This is a genomic window from Thermococcus fumicolans, from assembly GCF_055386755.1.
This window is the reverse complement of sequence record NZ_AP042424.1, coordinates 1,820,152-1,837,132: the sequence shown is the minus strand read 5'-3', so window position 1 is coordinate 1,837,132 and position 16,981 is coordinate 1,820,152. Positions and strand designations below refer to the sequence as shown.

16 protein-coding genes are annotated in these 16,981 nt (G+C 57.3%); 4 read left to right on the top strand and 12 right to left on the bottom strand.

Going from position 1 to position 16,981, the window contains the following annotated elements:
- Positions 1–114: 114 nt before the first annotated feature.
- Genes ACZ5AM_RS10315 through ACZ5AM_RS10285 form a run of 7 tightly spaced genes read right to left on the bottom strand, consistent with a single transcriptional unit; the run spans position 115 to position 9,262 of the window.
- Positions 115–2,484, bottom strand: a complete 2,370-nt coding sequence (locus ACZ5AM_RS10315; RefSeq protein WP_464914854.1) for a beta-galactosidase — start codon at positions 2,482–2,484, stop codon at positions 115–117.
- On the bottom strand, positions 2,484–3,464 hold the full coding sequence (gene glmD / locus ACZ5AM_RS10310; protein WP_464914853.1) for a glucosamine-6-phosphate deaminase: 981 nt from the start codon (positions 3,462–3,464) through the stop codon (positions 2,484–2,486). Before glmD ends, ACZ5AM_RS10315 begins: the two co-directional genes overlap by 1 nt.
- Positions 3,465–4,430: an ABC transporter ATP-binding protein gene (locus ACZ5AM_RS10305; RefSeq protein ID WP_464914852.1), complete on the bottom strand. Its 966-nt coding sequence runs from the start codon at positions 4,428–4,430 to the stop codon at positions 3,465–3,467.
- Positions 4,427–5,398 (bottom strand): ABC transporter ATP-binding protein, encoded by a 972-nt coding sequence (locus tag ACZ5AM_RS10300; protein WP_464914851.1) that lies wholly within the window; start codon positions 5,396–5,398, stop codon positions 4,427–4,429. Before ACZ5AM_RS10300 ends, ACZ5AM_RS10305 begins: the two co-directional genes overlap by 4 nt.
- Positions 5,395–6,339 (bottom strand): ABC transporter permease, encoded by a 945-nt coding sequence (locus tag ACZ5AM_RS10295; protein ID WP_464914850.1) that lies wholly within the window; start codon positions 6,337–6,339, stop codon positions 5,395–5,397. The genes ACZ5AM_RS10300 and ACZ5AM_RS10295 overlap by 4 nt, the downstream gene beginning before the upstream one ends.
- Before the next feature lie 2 nt (positions 6,340–6,341).
- Positions 6,342–7,328, bottom strand: coding sequence for an ABC transporter permease (locus tag ACZ5AM_RS10290; RefSeq protein WP_464914849.1), 987 nt, complete (start codon positions 7,326–7,328; stop codon positions 6,342–6,344).
- Between the two features lie 50 nt (positions 7,329–7,378).
- On the bottom strand, positions 7,379–9,262 hold the full coding sequence (locus ACZ5AM_RS10285; RefSeq protein WP_464914848.1) for an ABC transporter substrate-binding protein: 1,884 nt from the start codon (positions 9,260–9,262) through the stop codon (positions 7,379–7,381).
- A gap of 224 nt (positions 9,263–9,486) precedes the next feature.
- On the opposite strand from ACZ5AM_RS10285, the gene bgaS reads away from it, so the two are divergent.
- The 3 genes from bgaS to ACZ5AM_RS10270 are packed head-to-tail and all read left to right on the top strand — an operon-like array spanning position 9,487 to position 11,551.
- A complete protein-coding gene (bgaS, locus tag ACZ5AM_RS10280) occupies positions 9,487–10,893 on the top strand; it encodes a beta-galactosidase BgaS (RefSeq protein ID WP_464916142.1) in 1,407 nt (468 codons plus the stop codon).
- On the top strand, positions 10,890–11,099 hold the full coding sequence (locus ACZ5AM_RS10275; protein WP_464914847.1) for a DUF7557 family protein: 210 nt from the start codon (positions 10,890–10,892) through the stop codon (positions 11,097–11,099). Before bgaS ends, ACZ5AM_RS10275 begins: the two co-directional genes overlap by 4 nt.
- A 2-nt stretch (positions 11,100–11,101) precedes the next feature.
- Positions 11,102–11,551, top strand: a complete 450-nt coding sequence (locus tag ACZ5AM_RS10270) for a VapC toxin family PIN domain ribonuclease (RefSeq protein ID WP_464914846.1) — start codon at positions 11,102–11,104, stop codon at positions 11,549–11,551.
- Here the strand turns inward: ACZ5AM_RS10270 and ACZ5AM_RS10265 are convergent.
- Complete coding sequence (locus ACZ5AM_RS10265; protein ID WP_464914845.1) at positions 11,548–12,357, bottom strand: PIG-L deacetylase family protein; 810 nt, start codon at positions 12,355–12,357, stop codon at positions 11,548–11,550. The two genes, ACZ5AM_RS10270 and ACZ5AM_RS10265, sit on opposite strands and share 4 nt — an antisense overlap.
- 55 nt (positions 12,358–12,412) lie before the next feature.
- A complete protein-coding gene (locus ACZ5AM_RS10260) occupies positions 12,413–13,498 on the bottom strand; it encodes a radical SAM protein (RefSeq protein WP_464916141.1) in 1,086 nt (361 codons plus the stop codon).
- A gap of 74 nt (positions 13,499–13,572) precedes the next feature.
- On the opposite strand from ACZ5AM_RS10260, the gene ACZ5AM_RS10255 reads away from it, so the two are divergent.
- The gene (locus ACZ5AM_RS10255; protein ID WP_464914844.1) at positions 13,573–13,935 is read left to right on the top strand and encodes a ribonuclease P protein component 2; all 363 of its coding nucleotides are present in this window, start codon (positions 13,573–13,575) and stop codon (positions 13,933–13,935) included.
- On the opposite strand, the gene ACZ5AM_RS10250 is transcribed toward ACZ5AM_RS10255, so the two are convergent.
- The 3 genes from ACZ5AM_RS10250 to trmBL1 form a co-directional block, all read right to left on the bottom strand.
- Positions 13,932–15,284, bottom strand: coding sequence for a glycogen/starch synthase (locus ACZ5AM_RS10250; protein ID WP_464914843.1), 1,353 nt, complete (start codon positions 15,282–15,284; stop codon positions 13,932–13,934). The genes ACZ5AM_RS10255 and ACZ5AM_RS10250 overlap by 4 nt on opposite strands.
- Before the next feature lie 48 nt (positions 15,285–15,332).
- Positions 15,333–15,830 (bottom strand): hypothetical protein, encoded by a 498-nt coding sequence (locus tag ACZ5AM_RS10245; RefSeq protein WP_464914842.1) that lies wholly within the window; start codon positions 15,828–15,830, stop codon positions 15,333–15,335.
- Between the two features lie 75 nt (positions 15,831–15,905).
- Complete coding sequence (gene trmBL1, locus ACZ5AM_RS10240) at positions 15,906–16,928, bottom strand: HTH-type sugar sensing transcriptional regulator TrmBL1 (RefSeq protein ID WP_464914841.1); 1,023 nt, start codon at positions 16,926–16,928, stop codon at positions 15,906–15,908.
- Positions 16,929–16,981 lie beyond the last annotated feature (53 nt).

Here is a 16,981-nt window from a genome sequence, read left to right as displayed (position 1 = left end):
GGTAAATAACTTTTTCGGAACCCTTACAACTTATGCCCCCGTAAGTTACTTACGGTGGCGTAAGTGCCGGCGTCCTCCCGTTTCGGTTTACGTTGGGATTAAAGAATTAAAAGCCTAAACTACCTCGACCTCGAAGTACTCCCCGTCGTGCTCCACCACGAGGGTCGTTCTATCGCCCTCCCGAGCTTCATCCACCACTTCCCCTCCCCCGACCCTTACCTCGCCCTCCGTCACAACCGAGACCTCGGACAGGTTTGATAGGTGGTTCCTGAATGTTACCACCCCGTTCTTGGCCGCTACCGGTGTGGCTGTGGCGTGGGCGATCCTCAGCCCGTCGTACTCGACGTTTATCGGGAGGAACAGAACCCCCCGCCCCCTCATCTCTATCCAGTCCATCAGCTCCGGGATTGTAATGCCACTGTACTCTATCCTGCCCCTTATCCCGTGTCCCCTGGGATTGAAGACGGCTAGGTAGGAGTAGCCCTCGCCCTTTAGGGGGAGCACTATCATGTCCGGGTTTGTCACCTTGAACTCCTCACTGACCCCCTGCAGTTCCTTGAGCTTCCACACAAACTTCCTGTGGAGGTCGTGGTGGCTCGTGTAGTACTGCAGCCTGAAGCCAAGGACTATGGCGGTACCCTTTCCCTTCCTCACGACCGCTCCGACGGGTTTGTCTCCCAAGAACGCTATCGGCTCGCCGCCCCGGACTCCCCTAACCGTGTTCCTGACGAGCATCCTGTCGATCCCCTCCGCCGAGACGCTGAGGAACTGAATAAGCCTGGGGTTGCTCCTCGCCCCTGCCCTCTCGACCTCCACCCCGAGGAAGTTTGCAAGGGCCTCGTAGGGCTCCATGTTCTCGTCGTAGCGCGGGAGCATCGGGAGGATCACTAGGTTCCCCCCGGCCTTTACGAACTCCACGAGCTTGTCCTGGACTTCCCGGGCCATGAAGTCGAGGCTGTAGACCCACACCTGCTCGTAGGATAGCAGCTCATCCAAGCCAGCATCCTCCAGGTCGAGAACGTCGAAGGGGGTGTTACTCATGGCCAGCAGGGTTAACAGGCCCCTCTCGCCGAGCAGGTACTCGTTCAGGTCGGTGCTCTCCTCCAGTCCGCCATATCCCCACAGGCTGAGGGGCTCGTAGGGCTCGTAGAGGGCGACCGCGACCTTCGGCCTCAGCTCGGCCCCCTCAAGCCCCGGGGCGTTGGAGAGGAATAGGTTCAGGTTGGCGATGGTCTTCAGATGGGGCCTCTCCTCCCCGCTGAGCCCTATGGGGGAGTACACGTCCCACGTAACGCCGTTGTGGGACTCGTAGCCCCTCGGGTTTTCGCCGCCGACGAAGAGGTAGTAGTTTATGTTCCTGATCCCCAGGGCCGGCAGGAGGGCGTAGAGGAGCTCAGCCTCGTCCGGCTCGATCGTATGTGCCAGAGAAGCCTGGGTCTCTATGCTGAGCGGGGGCGTTCCGGCCTTCCTGACGTGGTAGCGGTAGATGCCCGTCTTGTAGTACAGGTGGCCGAGTCTGTCCTCCTTGAAGTCGAAGGAGCGGTAGAAGGAGTACCAGAACTCGGTCCAGACGTGGATCCTCATGTCGTGCTCCCTCATGTAACCGAAGAAGTGCCTCCAGGCCAGCTGGAGGAGGTAGGGGTCCAGGATGCTTATGGGGACGTCAAAGGTACTCTCCATTCTCTCGTAGAGGAAGCGGACGTACTCGTTGGTCATCCATATCTTGAAGCGGTGCCAGTCGAGGAGCTTGGGAAGGGGCTCGGAGAAGCTCGTGGGCGGCTTTATTTCACTGTAATCTCTGAAATCCCCTTTATAGCGCCTCCTGAGCTCTTCAAGCTCGAAGTTCTCCCTCAGCCATCTCTCCCAGAGGCCGCCGGGTTTTGTTATTACCTCGTTGTAGTCCGTCAGGAAGGGCTGGAATATTGTCTCCCAGTAGGAGGGTTCGTCGTCGATGGAGACGCTTATTATCGGCCCGCCTTTCGTGTAGAGGAACTTTTTGATGATCGGGAAGACCGCGTCGTACCATTCCCCAACGGCCCTCAGGTAGGTTGGGTGGAGGTATGTGATCGGGGGATAGTAGACGTCCCTCGGCAGGGGTCCCTCAGGCCCTTTGGCCAGTATCTCGGGGTGCTCCCTTATTAGCCAGTCAGGAATCCCGCCGTTCTTCCACTCTCCGCAGATGTAGGGGCCCGGTCTTATTATGACGTAAAAGCCGAGCTCCTGGGCAAGCTCAAGGAAGCCCACCAGATCCCGCTGGGGATGGGTCTCGCCCGTGAAGTCGAGTTCCCCTTTCTCCGGCTCGTGCCAGTTCCATGCGACGTAGGTGTCGACGGTGTTGAGGCCGTGGCGCTTCATCTTCAGCAGCCTGTCCCTCCACGCTTCCCTGGGCACCCTGAAGAACTGGAGCGTCCCGCCGAGCAGTCTCACCCTCTCGCCGTCTATTACGTACCCCCTGGAGTCGAAGCCCACCCTGGACATCGCCATCACCACGTCACCACCTTGCTCAGAAAGCGCGGGTTGTCGGGGTTCAGGCCCCTCTTAACTGCCTTGTAGTACGCCAGAAGCTGGATTACCGGGAGGTACAGCACGATCCCAGCCGGCGGCTCCAGCTCCGGAACCTCAAGGAAGTAGTCCGCCCCGGTATCTTCCCTCCCGACAGTGAGGACTCTCGCTCCCTGGCCCTGGAACTCCTTGGTGAGCCTCTCGTGCCAGTCGAAGGGTTTCTCGACGAGCATAACGACGAGGGTTCCATCATCGGCTATGGACTTGAAGCCGTGCCTGACCTCGAAGGTTTGATAGGCCTCGCTCCAGAAGAGGGCCATCTCCTTCATCTTGAGCATGGCCTCCAGTGCTATCGGGTAGAGTACCCCCGAGCCGAGGAAGATGACGTTCCTGAAGTCGAACTCTTCCACTATCTCCCTGATCTGGGGCTCTTTTCCCAGAACCTCGCGCGTGAGGTCTGATACCGCTTCGGCATCGTAGGTTTCGGCTCCGAACGACTCGTTTATGAGCTGGAGGAAGGCGAAGTAGAAGGCCGTGAACGAGTGGGTCATGACGATGCTCTCCTCCCTGGTGGGAACGATGAGGGAGTAGTCGGCTTTCCTTGAAAGGGAGCTCTCGTAGGCTGTGAGGGCGAACTTTGAAACGTTGAGGGCTTCGAGGGCTTTTATGGCCTCGGTGGTTTCACCGGAGCGCGAGATTGCCACCAGAAGCCCCGGCTTCCCTATCGGGTACCATTCCCTCGAGTGCAGAAGTTCGGAGCAGGGGACGCTGAGTCCCCTGCCCCCAAGGTGGGTGGTTGCCATGGCCAGCGGCTGCGACAGGAAGTGGGAGCTGCCGCAACCAGTGTAGACTATCTCACTCGGTAACCGGAAGTCGTGAGCTGTTACGAACTCCTCAAAGGCCTTCTGGGCTTTTATTATTCCTTCTGGGGTCTTCCTAATCTCCTCAAGCGTCGCGTGCATTCACTCACCCCCGTAGAGGTGGCATGCAACCCAGTGGTTCTTCTCAAGTTCCCTCAGCTCCGGGCGGATTTTGAAGCAGACATCCTTGGCCCTCGGGCACCTTGGAGCGTAACGACAGCCCTGAATCGAGTAAACAGCCTCCTCCTCTTTTTCAGGCTCAATCCCCTTGAACTCCCACTTCACATTCAAATCGGGAACGCTCTCGAGGAGCATCCGAGTGTACGGGTGGAGCGGATTGTGGAAGACTTTCTCGGTATCACCCATCTCGACGATAGTTCCCCTGTACATGATGATCGTGTAATCGCTGATGTAGTAGCCCAAAGCCAAGTCGTGCGTGACGAAGAGTACGGAAGTACCGTACCTGTCCCTGAAGTCGCCGAGGAGGTTCAGAATGTCTATCCTCGTGCTCGCATCGAGCATCGAGACCGCTTCGTCCGCCACCAGGAGTTTCGGCTTGAGCAGGAGGGATCTTGCTATGAGGATCCTCTGCAATTGACCGCCGCTGAGCTGGTGTGGGTACTTGCCGCGGACTTCCGAGGGATTTAGGCCGACTTGAACGAGGGCCTGGTCTATCATGTCGTCCCTCTCGCCCTTGCTCACGTCGGGGAAAAAGGAGTCGAAGACCAGGTCGAAGGCCCTGTCGACCTCGTGGAGCGGGTTGAAGCTCGCGAAGGGGTCTTGGAAAACGGCCTGGACCTTCCGGTAGTAGTCCTTCTTGATTTCTTTTTTGGTGAGCTTCATTATGTCCTTGCCTTCGAAGAGTATTCTGCCGGACGTTGGCGTGAGGAGGCGGAGGATGAGTTTTCCGACGGTTGTTTTGCCGCTTCCACTCTCGCCGACGAGTGAGACTATCTCCCCGGGTTTTATTTCAAAGCTGACGTCGTCGACTGCCCTGATCTCGTAACCGCCGATCATTCCCGAGGTGAAGGTTTTCGTCAGGTGCTCGACCTTGAGGAGTTCTTTCATTGTGATTCACCTCCTAGAAGGTGGCAGGCCGCGTAGTGTTCTTCTCCTACCTTGACGAGCGGTGGTTCTTCGTCCTTGCAGCGGTTCATAACGTATGGACAGCGGGTGTAGAAGCGGCAGCCTTTTGGCGGGTTGAGGAGGCTTATCGGGTAGCCTGGGATTCCCTTGAGTTTTTGCTTCTTGTACTGGACTCCCATCCTCGGAAGGGAGTTCAGGAGGAGTTGGGTGTAGGGGTGGGTTGGGTTGTTGATTATCTCCTCGGTTGGTCCCAGTTCGGCCGTTTTGCCCGCGTAGAGGATCATTGTCCTGTCGGCGATTTTATCGAGTAATGCCAGATCGTGGGTGACGAAGATTATGGATTTGACTATGCCCTCTTCCATGAAGTGGTGGAGGAGTTCTATTACGACCCTCTGGGTCGTGACGTCCAGGGCGGAGGTTATTTCGTCCGCTATGAGGAGATCGGGGTTGAGAAGCGTGGAGACGACCATTGTTGCTCTTTGCCTCATTCCGCCGCTCAGCTCGACGGGGTACATGTCCGCAACCTTGGGTGAGAGTTTGACCATTGCTAGTCTCTCGCGGAGGAGTTTTTCGATTTCTTTTCTGTCGTCGTGCCCGTGTTCTCTTGCCAGGTCCCAGACTGTGTCTTTGATTTTCTTGGTGGGGTTTAGGGCGTTCATGGCGTACTGTGGGATTATGGAAAGCTCGGTGTAGCGGATTTTTCTGGCTTCTTCTGGGCTTAGTTTCATTAGGTCTTTTCCTTTGAATGTGGCTTTTCCGCCGGCGTGGTACATGGGTGGTTTTCTGAGGATGAGGGAGTGGACTAGGGTTGATTTTCCGCAGCCGCTCTCGCCCGCTATCCCGAAGACTTCGCCTTTTTTGACTTTGAAGCTCACTCCGTCGACGGCTTTTACTGGACCCACTGGTGTTTTGTAGTAGATTTTGAGGTTACTGACGTTGAGGAGGCTCATTCTCCACCCCTCCTGAGGCGCGGGTTGAACACCTCTTCCATGCCCAGGTTGACGAAGAACAGGGCCGCTATAATGAGGGTTATTATCAGCCCGGGCGGAATGAACCACCACCACCAGCCGAACTGGAGCGCGTTATGGGAGATCGCCCTCTGGAGGATCGTTCCAAGGGATACGGTCGTCGTCGGGCCGAGGCCTATGAAGTCCAGCGTCGCGCTAGCCAGTATGGCCCCGCTGAACTCCAGTATGCCTGCCATGAAGATGTAGGACACCATGTTCGGCATTATCTCCCCGAAGATTATCCTCAGATCCCCCTGGCCGGAGAGCTTGGCGAGGTTCACGAACTCCCTGTTCTTCAGGGACAGTGTCTGGGCCCTTACAGCCCTGGCCACCCACGGCCAATTGGTGAGGCCGATGATGAGGGCCTGGATCTCGGGGCTTCTGGCGGAGAGGTAGGCCGCCACGAGGATCAGGAGGACTATGGAGGGGATGACGAGCATGATGTTGACGAACATCATCAGTACCTCGTCGACCCAGCTGCCCTTGTAGCCGGCCACGAACCCTACGCTTATCCCCAGCAGGGTGCCCACTACCGCCGCCAGGAAGGCCACCCAGAGGCTGGTTCTCAGCCCCTGAACGAGCTGGGCGTAGACGTCCTTCCCGAAGTCGTCCGTCCCCAGCAGGTGGGTTACCTTGACCTCCCTGCCGGTGTAAGTGATAAGGGTCTCGTTGCTCATAGGCGGGAGGTCCTTGTGGGAGTAAGTCGCTATCTTCATCGTGGTGTTGGGTATCCTCTCGTAGTAGAGGCCGTCCCCGCTGAATGGTGTCACCAGTCCGCCCACTAGGGAAAACACGACGAAGAACGCCAGCACACTGAAGCCGAAGATGAACTTGCCGTTTCTGAACGCCAGTTTGAGCGTGTTCAGCCTCTTTCTCCTGCCCATCCTCAACCCTCCGTATAGCTGGCCCTGACCCTCGGGTCTATGAAGGCGTAGACCAGGTCTATGATGAAATTGGCAGCCAGTACGGAGATGACCACCATCAGAAACGCCCCCTGGAGGAGGAAGTAGTCCTGGCTCAGGGCAGCGTTCATTATGAAGACCCCTATCCCTGGGTAGTTGAAGACTATCTCAGTCGCTATCGCCCCCGCGACCATCATGCCGAGCTGAAGTGCCAGACCCGTGACCTGGGGCAGGATCGCGTTCCTGTAGGCGTGCTTCGTCATCAGCCTCTCGCTGGCCCCAAGCGCCTCCAGGTAGCGGACGTAGTCTGCCTCAAGCTCGTAGATTATCATGTTGCGCATTCCTATGGCCCAGCTCCCTATCATAACCAGAAAGAGGCTCAGGAAGGGGAGTATCCAGTGGGCGAGGAAGCTCTTCACAAAATCCAGGGAGAGGCTCGGCGAGAGGCTGGGGTCGTAGGCCCCTTGGTAGGGGAACCAGCCCGCCTCGACGCCCAGGAAGTAGACGAGGAGCATGGCAAACCAGAAGTAGGGGATGCTGGCAAGGAAGTAGAAGACGGGCATAACGTACCTGTCGTAGGTTCTGTTCTTTCCGGCGATGGCACCGAGCCAGTTTCCAACAAGCCAGCTGAGAACTATCGCCGGGAGGAGGATGGCTATGTCGTAGGGGAGGGCCCTCTTGATTATATCCCACACCGGGGCGTTGTAGAGTATGCTGTACCCCAGATCGCCGTGGAAGAGGCTTGTCCAGAAGTTTATAAACTGCTTCCAGAGGGGCTGATTTAACCCGTACAGGTTCTCATAAAACTTTATGAGGGCCTGGTTGGCTCCCCCAGTCCCGGCCTGCGCCATCATGCCCTCTATGGGGTTCCCGGGCATGAGCCTCGGGAGGAGCCAGTTAAGGGTGACCGCGAAGACGAACGTTATCCCGTAGACGATGGTCTTGCGTATCAGGTACTTCCTGAAACCCATGCGTAACCCTCCATCATCGCTTTAGAAACAAAAGGGTGGAAGGGAAGAAATCACTTCCGCCTTCTCAGAAGCAAGGGTACTATCGCCAGACCCACAAGCAGGGCCGGGCCGCAGAGGCCTTTCTTCTCCTTGGTCGTGGTTGTAGTCGTTCCGCTTGGCGAGGTCGTTGTGGATTTGCTCGGGGTTGCAGTGGTGGTCGGCTTGCTCGTCACGCTCGGGGTCGTGCTCGTCTCAGTCCCGCTGACGGGCTTAACGCCGAGGAGGGCCAGCGCGGTGCCCCAGGTTCCGTAGTTGGTCCAGAATATCGGGACGCCGTAGGGGTTGTTGGCGTTGGGCCAGTTGGTCCAGTACTTGGTGTTGGCCTCGTAGAAGAGGGTCGCCATGTAAACTGGAACCGCCGGAACGTCCTGGAGCCAGATCTGGCAGAGCTGCTTCACGTACTGTGCCTCCTTGTTCTCGTCGGTCGTGTGTCCGAACTCCTCCAGGATCTTGTCGACCTGCTGGTTCTCGTACTTCCCGTAGTTGGATGCCCCGTTCTTTGACATGAGGGCGTTGAAGACGGCGTACGCGGTGGGCTGGAAGGTTCCGGACCAGTGGAGGGCCAGGTCGAAGTCCCCGCTCTTGAGGCTCTTCATGAAGAAGTTGGTCCAGTCGCCCTTCTCTATCTCGACCTCGATTCCGAGGGCCTTGAGCTGGTTGGCTATGAGCTCCCCCGCCTGGAGCCAGTCGGAGCAGCCAGCGCAGGTTACGAACTTGAGCTTCAGGGGCTTTCCGTTGTACTCCCTTATGCCGTCCCCGTTGGTGTCCTTTATACCCGCCTCGTCGAGGAGCTTTGCGGCGTCAGCTATGTCCCCGTACTTCCACCCGTACTGCTTTATGAGGTCGTCAACCCCAATCTTGTCGCCCCACTTCTTGAGGAGGCCTGGCCCAAAGGGAACCTGCTTGGGGACGTCGCTTATCGGGCCCTGGTTGGAGATCTGGTACGGGTTGATGGCCATCGCTATGGCCTTCCTCACCCTCGGGTCGTTGAGCGGGGCGTGCTGGGTGTTGAAGTAGAGCAGAACCGGGGCAACGGGCGGGAAGTATGGGTACTTGTCAAGCCAGCTGACTATGTCGGGGTTCTTCTTCCTGACCGAGACTATGTCCATGTAGTACGTCCCAACGTCGAGGTCGCCCTTGATGAAGGCGTTGGCGGCCTGGTCGTTGGAGTTTATGTAGAGCTGGACTATGTACTTGGGCCCGGGCTTTCCGAAGTACTTGATGCCCCACCAGTTATCGTTCCTCTCGAGGACGGCCTTCTCCTGCCCGACTATCTCCTTGAGCTTGTAGGCTCCGGAACCGACGAGGTACTTCATGTCGTCCCCGGTGAAGGTCATCTTCGGGATCTTTGAGGGGTCTACGTCCTTGAAAACGTGCTTCGGGACTATGAGCGCTCCCTGGCCCCATCCGAAGAAGAGCTGGAGCTGCCAGAGCTGGTAGTTGGGGGTTCCGTCGAAGATGAAGTCAACGGTTCTGTCATCGACGACCTTTATCTCCTTGAGCCCCAGAGCCGTCCAGTTCCTGAGGCCTATCCTCTGGTAGTACTCGTAGGAGAACTTGACGTCTTCTGCGGTGAGGGGCTTCCCGTCCTGCCACTTGACGTCGGGCCTGAGCTTCACCTCAAAGGTGTTGTCGTTTATCCACTTGCCGCTCTCGGCCAGCCATGGTTTTAGCTCCCCGGTCATGAAGTTGAGCATGAAGAGGGGCTCAAAGATCAGCCCGTCCAAGCCGAGCACAGAACCACCGGTAAACGGATTGGCGTTGGTCGGTGGAGCGCTGTTGGCTGTGTAGAGGGTTTCGTTCCTTGGCAGGCTCGTTGCGGCCATTCCGTAACCTGCCCCAAAAACGCTGGCCACGAAAACGGCCAGGATCCAGAGGGCGAAGACCTTTTTCATAGTTTGCCACCCCATTATAAATAATGTCAATTTTATAACATGTGCGACTTCTATATAAACCTTTTGGGTCTCACGTCTGGGTATGAATGGGGATGGCAGTACATCGACCCAAAAATGGGCCCGGCGGGGGAAATTATAAAAACCTGGAAATCTATAAAACCGGTGGGTGGTTTGTAGTGAAGGAATTTCAGTGGGGCGTTGTGCAGTCCGCGTTCCAGTTCGAGATGGGGGATCCCCTCAGGCGGGGGATCGATGCCAGGAGTGACTGGTGGGCGTGGGTGAGGGATCCGTTCAACATAAAGAACGATCTCGTCAGCGGGGACCTTCCCGAGGACGGTATAAACAACTACGGCCTCTACGAGATAGACCACCGTCTGGCTAAGGATCTCGGTTTGAACGCCTACCAGCTGACCATAGAGTGGAGCAGGATCTTTCCCTGCCCCACCAAAGGAGTCGAGGTCGAAGTTGAGAGGGACTCCTACGGCCTCATAAAGAACGTGAAGGTATCTAGGGAGGCCCTTGAGGAACTCGACAAGCTGGCGAACCAGAGGGAGGTCGCGCACTACCTTAAGGTTTTGAGGAACTTAAAAAAGCTCGGCTTCACGACCTTCGTTACCCTCAACCATCAGACCCTCCCGATATGGGTTCACGACCCCCTCGAGGTGAGGGAGAACCTTCAGAGGGCTAGAGCTAAGGGATGGGTCGATGAGGGGAACGTTGTGGAGTTCGTCAAGTTCTCCGCCTACGTGGCGTGGAGGTTCTCCGAACTGGTGGACTTCTGGGCGACCTTCGACGAGCCTATGGTGACGGTTGAGCTCGGCTACCTCGCCCCCTACGTCGGATGGCCGCCCGGAATAATCAACCCTGGAGCTGCCAAGGCTGTCATTGTGAACCAGATTGTGGCCCACGCGAGGGCCTACGACGCCATAAAGGAGCACTCGGATGCCCCGGTCGGGATAATCCTCAACACCATACCGGCTTATCCCCTCGACCCCCGGAACGAGAGGGACGTTAAAGCGGCCGAGAACTACGACTACTTCCACAACAGGATCTTCCTCAACGCCCTCAACGATGGCAGGGTTGACCTCGACCTCAACTGGGAGCCCGTAAGGATCAAGCACCTGGCCAGAAACGACTGGATCGGCAACAACTACTACACCAGGGAGGTCGTTAAGTGGACCGAGCCCCGCTTTGAAGAGCTCCCGATGGTGAGCTTCGTTGGGGCTGAGGGCTACGGCTACTCGGGCGATCCGAACAGCGTCTCCCCTGATAACAACCCGACGAGCGACTTCGGGTGGGAGGTCTATCCAAAGGGCCTCTACGACTCCATCATGGAGCTCACGGAGTACGGAAAGCCGATCTACATAACCGAGAACGGCGTGGCCGATTCCAAGGACATACTGAGGCCGAGGTACATTAGGGAGCACGTTGAGGCTATGAAGACGGCCATCGAGAACGGGGCCGACGTCAGGGGCTACTTCCACTGGGCGCTCACTGACAACTACGAGTGGGCCATGGGCTTTAAAATAAGGTTCGGGCTGTACGAGGTTGACCTGATAACCAAGGAGCGCATACCCAGAAAGTGGAGCGTTGAAGCCTACAGGAGCGTCGTTAGGGAGGGGTTGGAATGAAGACCATAGCCGTTGACGAGAGCACCTGGAAGAAGATAAAGATGCTGAAGAGCAGGATGGATGCAAAATCGTACGATGAGGTGCTCCAGAGGCTCATAGAGGTCTGGCACCTGGTGGAGCTCGACAAGAAGGTCGAGGACGTGGTCTTCAGCGATGAGGAGGCCGAGACCCTCGAGAGCATACTCAAAAAGAAGAAGGGGAGTTGAAGATGCCCCTGCCGCCGGACATAACCTTCGACGCCCTCACGATGGTGAAGATGCACACGGCCAGCAGGAGGAGGCAGCTCGAGATAACCCTGGCGAAGTTCAACGTCTCGATCTCGGTCATCACGCTCTACCAGTACCTCTCGGCGAAGGCCTACCTCAAGAGGAGCGTAGAGAACGAGCTGGAGGTGTTGAAGGAGATCTACACAGTGGTGCCCCTCACGGACGAGATCCTGCTGAAGGGGGCCAGGATAGAGGCCAGCCTCCTCAGAAAAGGTATCGTGATGGACGTAGAGGACATCCTCGTCGCCGCCACGTCCATAACCCAGGGCACCCTGCTGGTAACCGACGACCCCCGCAGGTACGAGCCCCTCAGGAAGTTCGGCCTCGACACGATGCCCCTTGAGAGCTTCCTGCGCGAGCTGGAAAGGATAGCCAAGAGGGAGCTCGACTAAACGAGCTCCGAGAAGGGGGTTATGTGGAGGAACAGGCCCGGCATGAAGCGTAGCCCTTCCGCGTACTTAACCCCACCCATTTTTCCGTAGTAGAGGGCGATCGTCCTCAGGAAGGGCTCCCACTTCTCCCATACCTCGTCGGTGAACTGGCTTCTGTGGACCCTCACGGCCCTCAGCTTGAGTTCCATCACGTCGGTTATGTCGACGAAGTAGTTCGGCCTGGCGGTGTAGTAGAACCCTATCCTCTCGACCTGGTGCGGTTTGAGGCCCGCGTGGAGATCCTGCCGGGCCACGTTCGGGAGCGGGGAGAAGGCTATTGCCTCTAGGGTGAGCTTTCCGGCCGCCACGTGGTCGGGGTGGGACTCGTAGGGGAGCCAGGGGTCGGGTAGGAGCACCATATCCGGTTTCTCGGCGCGGATGACCTCTATTATGGCTTTTCTGGCCTCCAGGCTGTAGGGGAGCTCCGTGTCCCTGTAGCCGAGCTGGATTATCCTGTCAACCCCCAAAAGTCTGGCGCTCTCTTCTTCCTCCCTCATCCTTATCAGGGCGAGTTCGTGGTTTGAGATGCCCTCGTCAGTGGTCCCCATCGAGCCGTCCGTGAGGAGGAGGTAGATAACCTCGATTCCTCCCTCCGTCAGCTTCCTTATCGTCCCCCCGAGACCTATGACGCAGTCGTCCGGGTGGGGCTCCACGCAGAGGACTTTCTCAACGTCCTTGAAGGGGTCGCTGAGGTCGAACTCCAGAAGCTCCAGGAGCTTTGAGAAGGCCTCATCAAAATCATCGTACTCTTCGAACGCCAAAGCCATCACCTGGGCTTTTATAAAATCTGCGAGTTTTATAATATTTTCGGCGTTATAAAAATCAGGGCAGAGGAACCCGCTCTACCTCGAGGTGATCCCAGGTCGGGTACTCCTCCACGATGAAGAACTTAACGTCCCCTTCTACTGCCTCCGCCAGCTCGACCGCAACTTCCTCTGGCATCTCTATCCTGCCCTTCTCGCGGTTGATGTAGAGCCACCCCTCTGGTACCTCCGCCTCCTCCACGAGGAAGCTGTAGAGGGCATCGAGGTCGTCGTATTCAGCGATGCCAAAGCGGAGCGTCCCCTCCTCGGTCACCTCCATGTAAGGCTTAGCCACCTTCCTCGCCATTCTCTTCAGCCTGTTCCTAAGCTGGACTGCATCCTTCAGCTTGGCGGTGCAGAGGTGGTAGCTCAGGGAGGTGTTCTCCTCGCCCCACTCGAGGAGTTTGAGGCCTACTTCAAGGGAACCCTTTATGGCCGCGCTCTCGTCGCTGACCGGCTGGTAGCCCATGTCGAGGAGAGTCTTAAGTGTCATCTCGCTGTACTCAAGCTCGTTCACGTTGAGGAACTTCGCGCCGAGCTTATCGAGAAACTCGGCGTACCACCTCATCCTCTCGAACTGGCCCGGGATGGAGGGTATCTCGCCGCCGACGTCCCAGTCGAAGTCGAAGGCGTTCTTTATGTTCTCTATCTCCACTTTGAAGAGCTTCGAGTTGGGGTTGAACAGGTCAGGATGGAAGCGTATCTCGTCCAGTCCAGCGTCGTAGAGCTTTTCGAGGTTCTTCTTTGTTGCCAGAGCGCCGGTGGTGTAGAGGTGGACGTGGAAGTCCTCGCCAAAGCGCTCCTTCAGGAGTTTTATGTACTCCACCGTCCTGTCGAGCCTCGCGAGCGGGTCTCCGCCCGTGACTCCTGCCCCCTTCGCCTCCTGCAGGAGGGCCTCCTCGATGACGTCATCAACGCCCTTAACCGGTCTCTCGTTGGCGTAAACTACATCTTCCCTCCTCCATGGGCTTAGAGGGCAGTAGAAGCAGTCTCGCGGGCATTTTCCAGTGGTAAAGAGGACGAGCTTCTCGCCCCTGACGCAGAGCTGGCAGCCCTTTGGTAGCTCGCGCACGGCGTATGAAAAGTATGGGGTCTCCCAGACCAAAGTTCTCACCTCGCTAACCCAGCCTCGGGGCATGTCTTAAAAAGGTTGGTGGCCAAATCCGTGGAGGTGTGAAAATGAGGGAGAAGCCGAAGTACCTGCCGCCGACGTTGAGGGACAAGCACCGCTACATAGCCTTTCAGGTCATCGGGGAGAGGGCCTTCACGAAGGACGAGATAAAGCGCGCAATCTGGGAGGCCAGCCTCTCAACGCTTGGAGTTCTCGGCTCCGCTAAAGCGAAGCCCTGGTTCATAAAGTTCGACGAGAAGAGTCAGACCGGAATAGTTAGGGTCGACAGGAAGCACGTGGAGGAGCTTCGCCTTGCCCTAACACTGGTCACGGGGATAAACGGCTCAAGGGCGATCTTCAGAACGCTCGGCGTTTCAGGAACGATAAAAAGACTTAAAAAGAAGTTTCTGGCCGAATACGGCTGGCGTTAGCGGAGGAAGGACATCGCCCTGTCGACCTCGTTGAGATAGACCTTAACGTACCTCTCGCAGGCTTTCCGCCATGTGAAGTCCTCCCTCGCGTGTCTCCTTCCGTTCGCCCTGAGCTTTGCTAGAGTTTCCCCGTCGAGGTTCTTGGCCCTTATCATCGCCCTGGCCAGTGCGAAAGCATCTCTCGGGGGCACAAGGAAACCTGTGGCGTTCTCATAATCTTCATCGAGGTCGATGACGGTGTCCTTTATCCCGCCGACGGCGCTGCCTATGGGAACCGCGCCGAGGCACATGGCCTCGAGTTGGACCAGGCCGAAGGGCTCGAAGTACGAGGGAACCAGAGTGAAGTCCACGGAGCCGTAGAGCTCGCGGACGGTCTCCCGGGGGAGGAGTTCGGTGATTACCTTAACGTTTCCAGGGAAGCGGCCCTCAACTTCTTTCGCCCACCTCTCGAGCTCGGGGTCACCCTTGCCTACGATGAGGAAGCGCATGCCTTCAAATTCGGGATCGCTGGAGAGGATCTCTATGGCCCGCAGGAGGGTATCCACGCCCTTCTGGGCCCTGTCGAAGCGGCCTATGAACATGAAGGCTTTGCCATCTGAGAGGCCGAAGCGCTTCAAGATGAGCCTCCTGCGCTCCTCTCTGGGAAGGTTAGCGTTTTCAAGGAGTTCCTCGTTCCAGAAGGAGCAGTCTATGCCGTTGAAGACGTGCGTAACCTTGCCCTCGAAGTTCCCGAAGAAGTCCCACTCCTCCCAGAGGTAGCTCCTGCCCACCGTTGTCACAATGTCCGCTATGTATGCGGCCGTGTGCTCGGGGTCTATTTCGGGATACGGTGCCAGCTCCCCGAGGTTCGCTTCGTGGAAGTATCCAGCCGGAACCTTTGCCTTGTTTAGCCTGTGGATCGTGAAGACGCTCCTCCCCTCGAAGTACTTCTTCAGGAGACCGAGCGCGAAGACGGTGTGCCAGTCGTGGGCGTGAACGACGTCCGGTTTGAAGTCAGTGATGAGGGCGTTTAGAAGGCCCGCACTCGCCTTTCCAAAGAGGACAGCTTTTTTCAACAGCCCCTCCCAGCCCGGGCCGTAGACGTCGGGCTCGCTCAGGAGACTGCCGGAGAGGGAGTAAACGGTCACGCCGTTTTGCTCGCGCTTTTTTGCCTCGATCTCGACCTCTTCCCCGAAGGCGGCAACTTTGAACCTCTTTACCGGCTCCCCCAGGTCTCTCCCGTGGTCGGGGGTAAATACAACGACTTCGTGGCTGAGATTGGCAAGGCCCTCCGCTATGCTCGTTATCGCCTCTGCCAGGCCACCAACTTTAACGGGGAGGTACTCGAACCCAAGCAGCAGTACTCTCATCACGTTCCACCGTGGGTGTGTGGTGGGAAACAGTAAAAAACGTTGGCGCTATGACGAAGGCTTCTTCTCCCCTCCGAAGGCGGCACCCGTTATAAACCCTGCCCACCCCAGGATGTAGCCAACGTTCATCGTTATCTTGCTCAGCTCGTCCCCCGTCATTGAGAGCAGGGCAAACGTGATGGCCAGCATTCCGATCAGCCCGAGAACGTGTCCCCAGCGGCTTCCCAGCCCTACGAGAGCGCCGATGAGAACGAACAGGGGCAGCACCGCCAGCCCTTCAGCTATGAGGAGGTAGGTTCTGGCCAGGGGCGTGTAGTTGCCGTCCTCGTCCGTGAGCTCGCTGGAGGGGGTGCCCTTCGTGAGCTCCTTTGAGACGTGTTCCCTTATGTAGTTCTCGCTGACGACCGCGAGCTCTGGATAGCCCATGTCCATGCTCTCGGAGCCCAGGTAGGACTTGTAGGACACGCCCACCCACGGGACGGCCACTAGGGATACCAGAACTATTATCGAAGCTATCACCCTCGCTCCTGCCCCCATAGTGACCACCGGCAATAGAGGGAAGGGCCGCTTTTTACTTTTTTGGTGTGGTTGTGATCCAACAAGGTGAAAAGAAAGCGGCCATCAGTCCAGGAGTATGAACTTCTCACCCTCGACGTCCTCGAAGTAGCTTCCTATTCCGCCGACTTTGAGCTCGTTTCCGTTGTGTTTGAACGTGACGTTGGCCGTTAGGGGGGTGTACTCGTACTCCACTATCTCGCCGTCGAGGGTTACGGGTTCCTTGGTGTCGATCATCCTCCCCGCTATCTCGGCCTTTCTCGGAAGCCCGGCGAACTTGAGGACGGTGATGAGAGTCCTTATGTTGACGAGGGAGAGCGGTTTTGGTAGCTTCTCATAGCTCAGCGGCTTTATGACCTCGCTGTTGTCGAAGTAGATCGTGTAGAACCAGTGCATGTAGTTCTGGATTATCCTCGGGCTCTTGGCCCAGAAGGAGTAGAACTTCTCCCTCCTCTTGTCCTGGGGCAGGGCGCCGAAGAAGAGGGCGTAGTCTATGTCCCCTATTATCCAGCTGGCCATGAGCCATGGCGCCCCCCCGCTCTTGGCTAGGATTATGTTGTCCCCGTTAAGCCAGTCGGGGATTTCATCGAAGTTGCTCACGATGACGAACACCACGTCCCTCCGGCCCTTTATCTCCTTTTTGAGCATCTGGAGGAACTCGAAGGGTGTGTTTATGAGAACCTCGTGCTTGGCGCTCCTTATGACGTACTCGGCCCTCTCCAGGGTGTTGTCAAAGCCCTGTATGGTCCATATCTCCGGCAGTTCCTCCCCGTGAACCTCGCGGTAGAGGTCGAGGAAAGCGGCTTTGAGGCCCTCTATGTCCTGGACTATCTCCTCCTTTATCTTCTCAAGCACGACCTCGGGGTTGACGGGCTTGTAGAGCCTCGGAGAACCCTGCATGACGTCCACGAAGCCCTTTCTGTGGAGAGAGCTCAGAACGTCGTAAACGCGGGTGTGCGGGATCCCGCTCTCCTTCGTTATGTCCGTGGCCTTGCTCGGCCCGAGCTTTAGGAGGGTTATGTAAGCTAAACTCTCGTACTTGGTGAGCCCGAGCTTCTGGAGTTTCTCTATGATCTCCTCTTCCCTCATGTTTAAACCCCCAAAGGAATTTAAGTTCACTGGTAGCAGTTTATTCATCCGTA

Excerpts from the sequence above, each read along its gene's own strand:
- ACZ5AM_RS10275 (WP_464914847.1), top strand. The coding sequence starts at position 10,890 with ATGAAGACCATAGCCGTTGACGAGAGCACCTGGAAGAAGATAAAGATG.
- trmBL1 (WP_464914841.1), bottom strand. The coding sequence starts at position 16,928 with ATGAGGGAAGAGGAGATCATAGAGAAACTCCAGAAGCTCGGGCTCACC.
- ACZ5AM_RS10270 (WP_464914846.1), top strand. The coding sequence starts at position 11,102 with ATGCCCCTGCCGCCGGACATAACCTTCGACGCCCTCACGATGGTGAAG.
- ACZ5AM_RS10300 (WP_464914851.1), bottom strand. The coding sequence starts at position 5,398 with ATGAGCCTCCTCAACGTCAGTAACCTCAAAATCTACTACAAAACACCA.
- ACZ5AM_RS10315 (WP_464914854.1), bottom strand. The coding sequence starts at position 2,484 with ATGGCGATGTCCAGGGTGGGCTTCGACTCCAGGGGGTACGTAATAGAC.
- ACZ5AM_RS10305 (WP_464914852.1), bottom strand. The coding sequence starts at position 4,430 with ATGAAAGAACTCCTCAAGGTCGAGCACCTGACGAAAACCTTCACCTCG.
- ACZ5AM_RS10255 (WP_464914844.1), top strand. The coding sequence starts at position 13,573 with ATGAGGGAGAAGCCGAAGTACCTGCCGCCGACGTTGAGGGACAAGCAC.
- ACZ5AM_RS10265 (WP_464914845.1), bottom strand. The coding sequence starts at position 12,357 with ATGGCTTTGGCGTTCGAAGAGTACGATGATTTTGATGAGGCCTTCTCA.
- ACZ5AM_RS10290 (WP_464914849.1), bottom strand. The coding sequence starts at position 7,328 with ATGGGTTTCAGGAAGTACCTGATACGCAAGACCATCGTCTACGGGATA.
- glmD (WP_464914853.1), bottom strand. The coding sequence starts at position 3,464 with ATGCACGCGACGCTTGAGGAGATTAGGAAGACCCCAGAAGGAATAATA.
- ACZ5AM_RS10285 (WP_464914848.1), bottom strand. The coding sequence starts at position 9,262 with ATGAAAAAGGTCTTCGCCCTCTGGATCCTGGCCGTTTTCGTGGCCAGC.
- ACZ5AM_RS10295 (WP_464914850.1), bottom strand. The coding sequence starts at position 6,339 with ATGGGCAGGAGAAAGAGGCTGAACACGCTCAAACTGGCGTTCAGAAAC.
- bgaS (WP_464916142.1), top strand. The coding sequence starts at position 9,487 with ATGGGGGATCCCCTCAGGCGGGGGATCGATGCCAGGAGTGACTGGTGG.
- ACZ5AM_RS10250 (WP_464914843.1), bottom strand. The coding sequence starts at position 15,284 with ATGAGAGTACTGCTGCTTGGGTTCGAGTACCTCCCCGTTAAAGTTGGT.